General features: G+C 41.1%; 12 protein-coding genes. 7 read left to right on the top strand and 5 right to left on the bottom strand.

Annotated features, from left to right (window positions below; all coding sequences use genetic code 11):
* The first annotated feature begins 67 nt into the window (after positions 1–67).
* The 3 genes from IAR63_RS07740 to IAR63_RS07730 all read left to right on the top strand — a co-directional run bounded on the left by IAR63_RS07740 (position 68) and on the right by IAR63_RS07730 (position 4,432).
* Complete coding sequence (locus IAR63_RS07740) at positions 68–3,277, top strand: glycoside hydrolase family 15 protein (RefSeq protein WP_187707176.1); 3,210 nt, start codon at positions 68–70, stop codon at positions 3,275–3,277.
* A 63-nt stretch (positions 3,278–3,340) separates the two neighbouring features.
* On the top strand, positions 3,341–4,270 hold the full coding sequence (gene dmeF, locus IAR63_RS07735) for a CDF family Co(II)/Ni(II) efflux transporter DmeF (RefSeq protein ID WP_187707175.1): 930 nt from the start codon (positions 3,341–3,343) through the stop codon (positions 4,268–4,270).
* 9 nt (positions 4,271–4,279) lie between these two features.
* The gene (locus IAR63_RS07730) at positions 4,280–4,432 is read left to right on the top strand and encodes a hypothetical protein (protein ID WP_187707174.1); all 153 of its coding nucleotides are present in this window, start codon (positions 4,280–4,282) and stop codon (positions 4,430–4,432) included.
* A 50-nt stretch (positions 4,433–4,482) separates the two neighbouring features.
* Here the strand turns inward: IAR63_RS07730 and IAR63_RS07725 are convergent, their stop codons facing one another.
* Complete coding sequence (locus IAR63_RS07725) at positions 4,483–5,421, bottom strand: serine hydrolase (RefSeq protein WP_187707173.1); 939 nt, start codon at positions 5,419–5,421, stop codon at positions 4,483–4,485.
* Between the two features lie 147 nt (positions 5,422–5,568).
* Here IAR63_RS07725 and IAR63_RS07720 point away from each other — a divergent pair, with 147 nt between their 5' ends.
* Complete coding sequence (locus IAR63_RS07720; RefSeq protein WP_187707172.1) at positions 5,569–6,108, top strand: hypothetical protein; 540 nt, start codon at positions 5,569–5,571, stop codon at positions 6,106–6,108.
* Positions 6,109–6,133: 25 nt separating this feature from the next.
* On the opposite strand, the gene recA is transcribed toward IAR63_RS07720, so the two are convergent.
* Both recA and moeB read right to left on the bottom strand, forming a co-directional pair.
* Positions 6,134–7,207 carry a recombinase RecA gene (recA, locus tag IAR63_RS07715; protein ID WP_187707171.1) on the bottom strand — a complete coding sequence of 358 codons (1,074 nt, stop codon included), beginning with the start codon at positions 7,205–7,207 and terminating at the stop codon, positions 6,134–6,136.
* 312 nt (positions 7,208–7,519) lie between these two features.
* Complete coding sequence (gene moeB / locus IAR63_RS07710) at positions 7,520–8,692, bottom strand: molybdopterin-synthase adenylyltransferase MoeB (protein WP_187707170.1); 1,173 nt, start codon at positions 8,690–8,692, stop codon at positions 7,520–7,522.
* A 203-nt stretch (positions 8,693–8,895) separates the two neighbouring features.
* On the opposite strand from moeB, the gene IAR63_RS07705 reads away from it, so the two are divergent.
* The 3 genes from IAR63_RS07705 to psbM all read left to right on the top strand — a co-directional run bounded on the left by IAR63_RS07705 (position 8,896) and on the right by psbM (position 10,156).
* Positions 8,896–9,033 (top strand): photosystem II reaction center protein K, encoded by a 138-nt coding sequence (locus IAR63_RS07705; protein WP_187707169.1) that lies wholly within the window; start codon positions 8,896–8,898, stop codon positions 9,031–9,033.
* A 106-nt stretch (positions 9,034–9,139) separates the two neighbouring features.
* Positions 9,140–9,436, top strand: a complete 297-nt coding sequence (locus IAR63_RS07700; RefSeq protein WP_187707168.1) for a 2Fe-2S iron-sulfur cluster-binding protein — start codon at positions 9,140–9,142, stop codon at positions 9,434–9,436.
* 606 nt (positions 9,437–10,042) lie between these two features.
* Positions 10,043–10,156, top strand: a complete 114-nt coding sequence (gene psbM / locus IAR63_RS07695) for a photosystem II reaction center protein PsbM (protein WP_071985120.1) — start codon at positions 10,043–10,045, stop codon at positions 10,154–10,156.
* 117 nt (positions 10,157–10,273) lie between these two features.
* Here psbM and IAR63_RS07690 read toward each other — a convergent pair whose 3' ends face one another.
* Together IAR63_RS07690 and IAR63_RS07685 are read right to left on the bottom strand one after the other, a co-directional pair.
* On the bottom strand, positions 10,274–11,125 hold the full coding sequence (locus tag IAR63_RS07690; RefSeq protein ID WP_187707167.1) for a universal stress protein: 852 nt from the start codon (positions 11,123–11,125) through the stop codon (positions 10,274–10,276).
* Between the two features lie 176 nt (positions 11,126–11,301).
* A complete protein-coding gene (locus tag IAR63_RS07685; protein WP_187707166.1) occupies positions 11,302–13,407 on the bottom strand; it encodes a M3 family metallopeptidase in 2,106 nt (701 codons plus the stop codon).
* Positions 13,408–13,587 lie beyond the last annotated feature (180 nt).

Raw genomic sequence — 13,587 nt, 5'->3', positions numbered from 1 at the left:
GATTAGGAGACTAACCAATAACCATTACAAGATCTGTCATCGGTCAACCATCAACTTTGATATAGTCATGAAAACACCCAAACAACTACCCAACCACTTAGATCACTACTACCACCAAATTAAGACAATTATTCTCGCCCGTCAAAATCCCATTACTGGGTTGCTACCTGCGAGTACTGCTATCACTGCTCATGGTGATTATACTGATGCTTGGGTACGGGACAATGTGTATAGTATTTTAGCAGTTTGGGGTTTGGCATTGGCGTATCGTAAAATTGACCATGATGAGGGACGCACTTATGAACTTGAGCATAGTGTGGTTAAGTTGATGCGTGGTTTACTTTTTGCCATGATGCGTCAAGCTCATAAAGTGGAAAAATTCAAACATACACAATCCTTATTAGATGGTCTACACGCCAAATACAACACAACCACTGGTGATATCGTAGTTGGTGATGATGAATGGGGACATTTACAACTGGATGCCACATCCATATATTTATTGATTCTGGCACAGATGACTGCATCTGGTCTGTCAATTATTTTCACTTTGGATGAAGTGAACTTTGTTCAAAATCTAGTTTACTATGTGGGTAGGGCCTATCGCACTCCTGATTATGGTATCTGGGAACGGGGCAATAAAATTAATCATGGTAATGCAGAATTAAATGCCAGCTCTTTAGGAATGGCTAAAGCTGCACTAGAGGCTATAAATGGGCTGAACTTGTTTGGTGTTTATGGCAGTCAAGCATCGGTTATTCACGTCCTACCAGATGAAATTGCCAGGGGGAGAATTACTTTAGAGTCTTTATTGCCAAGAGAATCTGCTTCTAAAGAGGTAGATGCCGCATTGTTAAGTATAATCAGCTATCCTGCTTTTGCTGTGGAAGATCCAGGTCTGCGCGATCGCACCTTTAAAGAAATTATTAACAAACTAGCTGGCAACTATGGTTGCAAGCGTTTTTTAAGGGATGGACACCAAACGGTCTTAGAAGATTCTCAGAGGTTACATTATGAACCTTGGGAACTGAAACAATTTGAAAATATTGAATGTGAATGGCCATTATTTTTCACTTATTTAGTGTTAGATGGTATTTTTCGTCAGGATCAAGAGCAAACGGAAAAATATCAACAACTAATATCAGAATTGTTGGTGGAAAGGGAAGGTTATAAGTTATTACCAGAACTATATTATGTAGCTGTAGAAAATGTAGAAGCTGAAAAATTAAATCCCCATTCCCAAACCAGATTACCCAATGAAAATATTCCGCTGGTGTGGGCCCAGAGTTTATATTTCTTGGGACAAATGTTGAGTGACGGTTTAATAGCAGTAGGTGATATTGACCCTTTGGGTAGACATTTATGTGTGGGGAAAAACCGAACAGCAATGGTTCAAATTGCCCTATTGGCAGAAAATGAAGAAGTACAAGCACAACTAGAAATTTATGGTATTGAAAGTCAAACAATTAATCAGGTAGAACCCATTCAGGTTAGACCCGTTGGGGAACTATCACAAATCTATACTCAAATTGGACGCAATAATCAATTGGGATTAACGGGTCGTCCTGTAAGAAGATTAAGAAGTTTGACCACATCTAGGATCTTCAAAATTCAAAGTCAGATAGTTGTATTTTTGCCTGCTTTTTTAGATGCACAACAATTTTATTTGACTCTAGATTACCATTTTTTAGTTGACCAAATTCGTGGCGAATTGGCATACATTGAGAAATATTGGAGTGATTTGGGTCGTCCCACATTAACTTTGATGATTACCCGCACCATGTTAGAAACGGGAGCGGAAGCACTGTTGGAATTAATGCAGGAGATCAAGAATGGGATTTGTGGTGGTGTAAAAGTCAGGGTGGGAAAATTAAATCAATTGATGCTCACTGCGGCTATTCAAAGAATTGATTATATCGATAACATAGAGTTACTTGATCCCCTAGCTAAAAAAGCAAAATTACGCCCAGATTATTTGATTTCTCGACCGGAGAAAAATTCGCCTTTGGGAAATACTCAAGAATTTCAAATGGAGTGTGAAACTGATTTGCATCTGTTGCTAGATTATTTAAGGAAAGCAGAAAATATTTATGAACAGATTGAACTATTGCAAACCCTAACTCGATTAAAGGGTTTGGATTTTGATACAGGTTATGGTGGAGATATCAATTATGTGACTGTGGGTAATTTACTAGATGAATTATACAGTAAGGCCAGTTACTTAGGCTTATGGGCAGTAGTACGAAGAGCTGCTGCTTTAAGACAAATGGTGGATATTGCTTTATCCGATGCGGTAACTAGTATTTTAGTCAGGGGTAAGCAAATTGCAGTTGGTAGGTCCTACAGTGAAGCATCTTTAATAGTCGTGCCTAAATCACATTATGAGATTGCTGAAAAGATTAATCATTTCTGTCGTGAAGATATTCGAGACAGGGTTCTGACCCAGGAGATTCTCATTTATTTGGGTGTGTTGATTAAAACAGAACCAGAACTATTTAAGGGTTTTTTGACCTTGAGAGTAGGTTATTTAATCTTGTTAATTACTAGCGAATTAGCACAAGAACAGGGTGTGACCCAGGATGAGTCCTATGATCGCTTGATGCAACTTCCACCCTTTGAGGTGAAAACACGCTTACAAAAAGTGTTAACCAGCTATAGTGGAGTAACTGGTTTGTTGCGCAAACAAGAATCCCTGCATATTCAACAAAAAGAAACTGATATCGCTTGGGTGGTACAACCTATCATCAACGAAGAAGAAGCTAAAGTTTCTCCAGAAAATTGGCGAAGATTTCGTCAAATGGAAGGAGGGCTAAATCGAGTTCCCAAGGAATTCTTTAAACAGGTTTGGTTGTTAATGCACCATTGTAAAGGTCTGGTAATTGGTGATAAACTAGAAAGGAGAAATCGTTTAGATAGTGAGTTAATTATTGCAGAAATGACAGCTGGTGAACGCAATTTTGCCCTGAGAATTGAACATTTACTCAATAAAATTGAAGCTCCAGAATATCGTCAAGTAAATGTGGAAGCTTTAATGGAACTAGCCGCGATCGCATCTAATAATCCCAACTTACAAATTCAAGACTATATAGTCTTAGATGTTTTAATTGGTCATGCAGTCAGATTAGCTTGGTTAGAAAAAAATCCCCAAAGGTGCGATCGCTATGACGAAGACAAGGGTTTAGCATGGCCACAATTTTACAACACTTCCCCTAGGGATTGTGCTAATTATATAGTCAAAGCAGTGAAGTTCTTGACAGAATTTGCTAGAGATTTTTAAACTATAGTTTAGAAAGCCTAAGTGGGTGGGTGGAATTAAATATAAAAGGAGTGTCAAAAACCTGTGCATATTCATACTTTAGAAGAATGGCAACATTCCCACGATTTTTCTGGTAACCAGCATCAAGCTGAGAAAAGTACCAAAATTGTTATGGTGCTAACCGCATTAACTATGATAGCGGAAATTGCAGCAGGGACGATTTTTGGCTCCATGGCCTTGCTAGCTGATGGTTGGCACATGGCTACCCACGTTGCAGCTTTTGGTATTACTGTCTTTGCCTATCAATATGCACGCAATAACGCTAAAAATCCTAAATACACCTTTGGCACTGGCAAGGTTAGCGTCCTAGCTGGATTTACTAGTGCTGTGGTGTTGGGAATTATTGCCCTTTTCATGGGGATTGAATCGTTGCAGCGATTTTTCACACCCACGGGAATTCAGTTCAATGAGGCTATAACAACAGCTGTTATTGGCCTATTTGTCAATATAGTCAGCGCCTTTTTATTGCAAGATCACCATGAACATGATCACGAACATCAGCAGGATCATAATTTACGTGCTGCCTATTTTCACGTTTTAGCTGATGCTTTGACCTCTATATTTGCTATTATTGCCTTATTTGCTGGTAAATTTTTAGGTTGGGTATGGATGGATGCAGCAATGGGACTGGTGGGCGCAGGAGTAATTAGTCAATGGTCTTACGGTTTGCTACAAGATACCGGTTTGATTTTATTGGATGGGTCTGGTGATAAACAAATAAGGTTGGCCATTGTCAACGCCATTGAGGAAAATTCGGACAATCGTGTGACAGATATACATATTTGGTATGTTGGACAGCATCATTTAGCAGCTATGATTTCCCTAGTTACCCATGATCCAAAAACGCCAGAATACTATAAAATGTTACTCAGAGATATTCCTACTATTTCTCATGTTTCTATAGAGGTAAATCCTTGTCATGGTGAGTCTTGTCAAGAAACTAGAAGTTGCTGAGGTGGATTAATGGTTATTTACACTGATAGTCCTAATAATCGAGCGATCGCAATTCCTAGGAATGATGTTGAAATTCCCTTAAACAACATGGAGAAAAAAACAATCTTTGGCAACTGGAAATTTATGACCAAATTGAGCAGTCAGTTATCTTCCACAGTATAAACGTGGAAATTCCCATGAAAGAAATCTCCGTGTCTTTAGACCGGAGAAGCTTAAAACTTGGTCATGGTATGAACAATTTCAGCGGAGATAAAAGGCAGAATTTCCCGATTTTTAGCGTTTTCCTTCCCTTCCGTAAAAACTACCAACAGATAAGGATGGTGATTGGGCAACTCAATATAGGCAGCATCATGGCGTACAGAAGAAGTCCAACCCGCTTTTGACCAGATTTGGCTATTTTGAGGCAAGCCACCTCCTAAGAAACCTGTAACTTGATCTTCTTCTAAATCTTTTAGTAATTCATCAGTACTAATTTCTCGCTTGAGTAGGGTCAGCATTTGCTGAGAACGCTGACTAGAAACCGCCACACCGCCCACAATACTGTGTAACAACTGAGCAGTAGCATTAGTGGTTAACATATTTCTATTTTCAAACATTTCCCCGTAAAAAGCTCTTTCTCTCCCATAGGGACCATCACCCCAGGTTTTTTGGCAAACGTTAATACTCATCATTTCTTGCCAACCCAGGGACTGATAATAACGGTTAATAATTTGTCTTTGATACTTCCAAGTAGCAAAAGGCTCAGTGGGCAATTCTGGACCGGAGGTGGTTCCAGTAAGAATGTCAACTATCAAGCTAGTAGCATCATTACTAGAATCCACAATCATATCATTCAGGGCTCGTTCCAACTCCTTAGAGGTGGTAGTCATTCCCCTTTCCAACCACTCATAGGCTGCCACCATATAGAACAATTTTACTACACTAGCGGGATAGATCCGGTCTCCACCACGATAACTAAAACCTCGGACTGGATGATGCCAAAAAGCATCGGGGGTCAAAGCGCCACCCGTGTTGACAATAACAGGAGGGTCGTAAACAACCCAGGTTAAAGCTATTTGGTCATCAGACAATTGAGGGAATTTCGACCTGGTAGCTGTTAGAACTTGATTGCCCAAATTGTTCAGGAATTCATCTTCATGAAAAAAAGACATTGTTAATGGGTTTCCGGTAATAAGTTTTTATTGGTTTAAAAATTAGGGTTTTGGGTTATGTGCTGACAGACAGAAACCGGATTATGGCTGATAATTATAGAATTATTGGCTAGTTCTACAAATACAATTATCTAGCAAGAAAAGTTTATGAAGTTTACACCAGTCAAGTTTTGCCTAGCTTTTCTGTGGTTCACCCTAGGAGTTGGTTTAGGGGGTTTGGAATTGAATAATAGAGTTGTGGCACAATTACCTCCAGAACCTCCGGAAATTTTTCCCTTACCTAACAACCAATCAATTCCCGTCTTAAAATCAGAGTTCGGAGTGAGAATAGTTGATGGTCAGGGTAAGGTTAATTTTTTTCCTACAACCAGGGTACCCCTAAAGAGGGGTGATGTTTATGGTTGGCGAATTACACTGGAAAATTATCGAGGTCAGGTAAAATGGCGGGAGGTATTACGTTTACCAAAAGCTCCGGAAACATGGATTACACAGGATAAAAAACATAACTTCTCCTTGGGAGCGGATGGTACCACAGCAATTACAAGACGCACCCAAATGGCTAAAGATGGTGTGATTGAAAACTACTGGCAAATATCTCCTGGCGATCCTCTTGGTCAACACAAGATAGAAGTTTATGTTGACGACAGTCTGATTACCACCTTTGAATTTGAAACAGTACAATTCTAACATTGAGCCATCTCCCGGGCCACGTTTATTCCTCTTCTTCCATTTCCTCCTCTACTTCCTCTTCAGTGGACTTAGCCACAGAATTGGCGGAAACTACCGCCCCTTGATCTAGTTTAGCACGTACCTGCTCTTTAATTTTTTCGGCAAAATCAGATTTCTCTTCCAGGTATTTGATGGCATTATCTCTACCTTGGGAAATATTTTCTCCGTTATGACTATACCATGCACCTTTTCTAATTAGCACACCTGTTTCTTCTGCTAGGTCTACCAAGCAACCCAGGGTTGAAACCCCCTTACCAAAGATAATGTCAAATTCAGCTACTCTAAAGGGTGGTGCAACTTTATTTTTTGCTACCTTAACTTTAACCCGATTACCAAATTCATCGGAACCTTTTTTGAGTGTTTGAATTCGGCGGATATCTAACCTTACAGAAGCATAAAATTTCAGGGCGTTACCACCCGTGGTAGTTTCCGGACTACCATAGGTAACTCCTATTTTTTGGCGTAATTGGTTAATAAAAATAACTGTGCAACCGGATTTACCAATGTTACCAGTAATTTTACGTAAAGCCTGACTCATCAATCGAGCTTGTAAACCCACGTGGGCATCACCCATATCCCCTTCTATTTCAGCGCGGGGTACTAGGGCAGCTACAGAGTCAATTACTACTATATCAACTGCAGCGGAGCGTACTAACTGATCAACTATTTCCAAACCAGCTTCACCAGTATCCGGTTGGGAAACCAGCAGGTTTTCAATATCCACACCCAATGCACCTGCATAGGTAGGATCGAGAGCGTGTTCTGCATCCACGAAAGCTGCTATACCGCCATTTCTTTGTACTTCCGCAATTGCATGGAGGGCCACGGTGGTTTTACCGGAACTTTCTGGTCCATAGATTTCTATGACTCTTCCTTTGGGTAAACCACCACCTAAGGCTAAATCCAGGGTTAGCGCTCCGGTGGAAATGGTTTCTACTCGCATTCGGGTAGCATCACCCAAACGCATAATTGCTCCTTTACCAAAGCTGCGCTCAATTTGGTTTAGCACCATACTCAGTGCTTTTTGTTTGCCATTATCCGCTGTGTTAGTTGCCATTAGAGTGTCTAAATATAGGATTTAACAAAGATGCGTTAAGGTCGCTTTGTTTTTTTGATCAGAACAGTTATACTATTATAACCAGGAAAGACGCGATTAGTAATTTTTGACAAAAAACCTCGAGAAAATTTTAGCGCTATCTGAACATGGTGGCAATGTTGGCACTTTCACCTTGATTTGTATATACTCATAAAGTCTTGATATTCCAAAATGGAAAGTGACCTAAGAAATCTCCAAAGAGGCGATCGCCCGCACATAAATTCCCCTTTTTGTAAACGAGCGATCGCCACCTCGATAATAAATACAGTAAGACTAATACTGTGGTACGGAAGGGTCTACCTCCTGACTCCAAGCATTAATACCACCCTTGACATTAGTTCCTGATATACCTGCTGCTTTGAGAATAGCCAGAGCTTTGGCAGAGCGTCCACCCATCTTACAATGGGCGATTAAACTGTGTCCATTAAGTAATTCTTTGACCCTTGCTACACCATCACCATTTTCAATTTCTGGTAGGGGTATTAACACAGAACCAGGAATCCTGGCAATTTCATATTCATGAGGATTACGCACATCTAATAGGATAAAATCCTGGGAACCACTATCTATGAGAGTCTTCAACTCCTTGACAGTCATTTCCTGGGTTTCCATTTGCTGTTGCGCTTCCGCTGCTCTAGCTTGGGGAATACCACAAAATTCTTCGTAATCAACGAGTTTGTCAATCACTGGACGGACAGGGTTAGGACGCAACTTCAACTCTCGGAACTTCATATCCAAAGCGTTATAGAGCACTAAACGCCCACTGAGGGTAGTCCCCTTACCAATAATAATCTTTACTGTTTCCGTAGCCTGAATTACACCGATAATTCCCGGTAAAATCCCCAATACACCACCTTCTGCACAGGAAGGAACCATACCCGGTGGTGGGGGTTCAGGATATAGATCCCGATAGTTAGGACCACCCTGGTAGTTAAATACTGTTGCTTGTCCTTCAAAACGGAAAATTGATCCGTAAACATTGGGTTTGTTTAGCAATACACAGGCATCATTAACTAGATACCGGGTGGGAAAGTTATCAGTGCCATCCACAATGATGTCGTAGGGACTGAGTATGTCAATAGCATTTTCTGAACTTAACCGAGTTTCATATAGGTCAACTTGACAATAGGGGTTAATTTCATGAATGCGGTCTTTTGCCGATGCAATTTTGGGTTTACCCACCCAAGATGTGCCGTGGATGACTTGACGTTGTAAGTTAGAGAAATCAACCACATCAAAATCAACAATACCGATACGTCCCACCCCTGCTGCTGCCAAGTATAATAGCAGTGGTGAACCAAGTCCACCTGTGCCAATACATAATACGCTGGCAGCTTTTAGGCGTTTTTGTCCTTCTAAGCCTACTTCTGGCAAGATTAAATGGCGAGAGTATCTTTCGTAGTCGTCTTTCGTTAACTGGATTTCATCCAGATTAGGATTTAGCATAGTAGGAAGATGCAGAATCTCAGAATACCAATAATAACTCAAATTGCAGGAAGTTTCTCCTGAATGTATCCCATACCTTTAAGATTAAACTGGAGCTTCAATTTCTTAAGGATCAACCAGAAGATTTTTAAACCAGAACCAAACCATGGTAAGATACTCTTCAAGTATAAAAGCTGTGTCGGACTAATTGGATTTAAACAAACATGGAAGCAGCAATTTTATTGGCAAAACTGCCCGAAGCTTACCAAACCTTCGGACCTTTGGTAGATGTACTCCCGGTTATTCCTGTATTCTTCTTGCTGCTTGCTTTTGTTTGGCAAGCTGCTGTAGGCTTCAGGTAAATTAATCGGGTTTCAATATGGACAGGTAATGCCTGTCCTAAATTTTTTCGTGAGTAATCAGCTCAACCAAAAACCAGGGACGAGTCACAATTAACAGCTAAAAGCCATGGGCAATATTAGATTTATCAAAGAAAACAAGGAAGTAATAGCAGCGAATGGAGCCAACCTCCGACTCAAAGCACTGGAAAATGGAATTGACATCTATAAGTTTTGGGGAAAAGTGACTAATTGTGGCGGTTACGGACAATGTGCCACCTGCATTGTAGAAGTTACTGAAGGAATGGATAATCTTTCACCGCGCACAGATGTGGAAAAGCGAAAATTTAAGAACTCCCCAGATACTTACCGTCTTGCTTGTCAAACCCTAGTTAATGGACCGGTGAGTGTGATTACCAAACCATAAAATTCTCGCCGTTAGCCATCCTTGGAAAAGGATGGCAAGGATGGTGTTAACTTGTGTTAATTTGATTTTCAATGTATTTTTTTCATGGTTTCTGTTATTATTGTAGGGCGTGACCACACAAACCTGGAATTTCTCCGGTGAGAGTGGTGTGGCATCTTTGACAGTGCCAAAACAATATAAGTTTAGATAGACTTTCTAAAGTATATCCTAATCGACAAAATGAGCGGTTAAAACCATGCCTTTTCTCATCGATTAAAGTCCCCGGCTTTTTCAAGCAGGGCAAAAAATCTAGAACGATGGTTTGAAGGAATTCATATTCCAATTCGTTCGGATCAAACGGTAAGCTCTACCGAGATAGCTTGTGGAGTAGACAAACCTCTCGAGAATCATCTTGAGACTACGATGAAACAGGAAGTAGGTTCTAAAGTCCAGAACTGTAAAGGTCTGGGTAGCTTTGGATAGATCCTATAGAGCAGAAATGTCAAGGATGGGGAGCGATCGCAAGACTGCTTAGATGGCAAGTTGCGGTGAACCCTCAACAATCGCTAGCCTTCCAGGTTAGTGAGTATGTCAACAAAAATCAATTTAGAGAGAGGCTATCTTGCCATGCAAGTGAATGACCTAGGGTTTGTAGCAAGCATCCTGTTTGTGCTTGTCCCTGCCGTGTTTTTAATAATTCTTTACATCCAAACTGCCAGTCGCGAAGGTGGAAAAAACTAACTTTGATACTTCCCCGTCTTGTGAAAGCGGGGAGGTGTCAATTATGAATATCACGCTGATACGGTGTCATTCTGAACAAGCTAACACCTGTTCAGGTTGTTACAAGAAACTGGGAATTTAAGAAACAGTTCTTGCCAACAGTACGGGACAAGTAGCATTTACCCGTACATAGTCAGATAGGGAGGAACCTAATAGTCGGTCAAGATCTACAAAACTCTTGGCTATGGATGGACGACGGTCTGGGGAACCAAGCAATAAAAGGTCAGCGTTTAGTTCCTGTGCTAGACGGCAAATTTCCTCTCCCGGTTTACCACTGCTGGTGACACAACGTACGGGAATACCACGACTTTCAGCAGTAGCTACCGCATTGCCTAAAACCGAGTTTCTTTCCGGTTTAATGTCAGTGATACCTGATACTTTTCCTCCCAAATCTGTGTTAACGTTGGCTAGTATTAACTGTCCAGAATCAACGCCACCTAGCAAAAACAAAGCTAGTTGTAAACACTGGGATGAGGAAGAGGATCCATCCACGGCCACCATCACTCGTTTGATGCGTTTAACATAGATATCATCCTTGACCAGCAACATAGGACGGGAAGATAATTGGAATACATACTGACTAACAGAATTAGACAGAATAGATTCTAGACGTTTAAGTCCCCGAGACCCCATGACAATCAGGTCTACGCCGATTTCATCAGCTACTTGACAAACTACATCTTTAGGGTCGCCCTGACGCAAAATAGAAGAGACTTGGCTAGGGTCAAAATTGAGGGATTGAATGGCATTGGCAAGGATTTTACCACCCTCTTCCCATTTTTCCGTCATAGCTGCTGCGGTACTTTGGGAAGGTACAACGTGCAGAACTGTAACCTTAGCAGATTGGATTGAAGGTAGTTCCTTTAAGTTTTTCATCATTTCCTCTGCGTGTCCCAGTCCGGACACAGCCAGCAAAATTTTTTGGATCATTTCTGACAATTTTTCTGAAGGTTGATTAGGGTTTCCCTCGAAACTACAGACAAACCCACTCCCAATTTAGCCCAATAGACTGAGGCAAATTTGATGTTATTGATGATTTTTAACGAATCTGATAATTGGACAATAAGGGGGCCAAAAGCTGAAAACCTGGTTTCCCCCCGAATCCTCTAACGAGCTGGTAAAAGACCGTTATGCCTAAGTAGAGCTTTAGTGCTGGGTTTTCGACCTCGAAAGGCTTCAAAAATCTCCATGGGATGTTTGCTACCACCCATAGATAGAATTGTATCCCGATAGCGACGACCAATAATTTGGACTGCTTCTTCGTTATCTAGTCCAGCTTCTTCAAAAGCAGCAAAAGCGTCAGCACTTAGAACCTCTGCCCATTTGTAACTGTAATATCCGGCCGCATAACCACCTTCAAAAATATGACCGAAAGCACAGAGAAATTGATCCTCCGGTAGAGGAGACAAAATAGTAGTAGTTTTAGCAATACGATTGCGTATATCTACTGGAGTTTCTTGACCTGTAGGAAAATAGCGATGATGTAATTCTAAATCTACCATACTCAGGTGAATTTGTCGTAACATTGCGGAACCACTCATGTAGTTGCGGGCATCTAACAGTTTGTGATAGTATTCCTCTGGCAGCGGTTCACCCGTTTGATAGTGTTTAGCCATACCAAACAGGGTGGGACGGTCATAACACCAATTTTCCATAAATTGACTAGGCAACTCCACTGCATCCCATTCTACATTATTAATACCTGCTGCTCCAGCATAATCAACCTGGGTGAGCATGTGGTGGAGACCATGACCAAACTCATGAAAGAGAGTTTCTACCTCATCAAAGGTCATCAAACTGGGCTTATCATCCACAGGGGGAGTTTGATTACAAATGAGATAGGCCACCGGTAAGCAGACCACATCTACACCATTTTGGGTAGCCCTACGGCGGTGAATACAAGCATCCATCCAAGCTCCACCACGTTTTTCTACTGGTCTACTGTAGAGGTCTAGATAAAAGTAAGCAATGGTCTTACCGGAGGAGTCGGAAATTTTAAAATAGCGAACATCTTCATGCCAAATGGGAGCTTGACCATCTGCTGGACTAACGATTACACCAAACAGACGTTTAACTAGCTCAAATAGGCCATTGAGAACTTGAGGTAGGGGAAAATAGGGACGTAATTCCTCCTGGGTGAAAGTGAATTTCGCCTCTCGCTGACGCTCAGCCCAAAAACTGACATCCCAATGTTGTAGATCCTCTGTTTGGGGGAATCCATGGTTTTTGGCAAAGGTTTTCAGATCTGCTATTTCTTGGGTAGCTGCATCATAACTGACTTGACGTAACTCTTCTAGTAGTTTTTCTACTGCACTAACCTTTTGGGCCATCTTACTAGCTACACTTAACTGGGCATAGTTTTCAAAGCCCAGCAATCCTGCCATTTCTTGCCTTAATCCCAAAATCTCCTGAATTAGAGGATTATTGTCCAAATCTCCACTAGCAGCACGACTAATGTAAGCTTTATATAACTTTTCCCGCAGGTCTCGACGAGTGCTATGCTGCATGAAGGGGAAATAGCTGGGAAAATCTAGGGTAATGTGCCAAGGACCAGTCTGTGGGTTAGCTTGTTCCTCTCCCGCACCGCGAGCAGCTTGAGCAGCTAAACTAAGTAAACTGCTTGGTAATCCCTCAATTTCTTCTTTAGTAGTTAAAACTAGACTGTACGCCGTAGTTGCATCCAAAAGATGGTTAGCAAACTGTGTGGTTAGTTTGGCCAACTCCATTTGAATCTCATTAAAACGCTCCCTTGACTCCCCTGCTAAAGCGACACCAGACAGTTGAGCATCTCTAATAGCAGCCTCTACAATGCGTTTTTGAGCTGGTTTGAGGTTCTCCCAAAAATCCCCATGACGCAGATCCTTGAATGCTTGATAAATAGGTTTACTTTGACTAAGTGCATTAGTAAACTCTACCACTTGTGGTTGTACCTTTTGATAAGCTATTCGTAAATCAGGACTGTTCTTTACAGCCATTAGGTGGTTTAATACTCGCCAACTCCAAGATAATCTTTCTGTTAACTGCTCTAGCGGCTCCACTAAAGCACTCCAAGTTGGTTCCACACTAGATTCTAAGATGGTCAGTTGTTTCCATAGTTCTGTTAATAGCTGAGTAAATGCAGGCTCTACCTGATCTGGAGTAATATCTGTAAATGGAGGTAGACCAGAGCCTTGAAGAAGAGGATTTTGATAAACAGTGGCAGTTGCACGCATGGTTTTGTCTGGGAGCTAATCAATGTATAAAAAAGGGGTTTTGCCTATGGTGTACTAATGTTACTCAATAGGTCTAGTAGAAGGTTGGTCAGTTCAATTTTTTTTGGGGAGTTTTGTTATTAAGTAAACAGGCTTTAACAACTAAGTATTAGTTAACAAATCTTTAGAATTCTTTATTTA

The organism is Cylindrospermopsis curvispora GIHE-G1 (genome assembly GCF_014489415.1).
GTDB lineage: Bacteria > Cyanobacteriota > Cyanobacteriia > Cyanobacteriales > Nostocaceae > Raphidiopsis > Raphidiopsis curvispora_A.
This window is presented reverse-complemented; position numbering and strand designations above follow the sequence as displayed.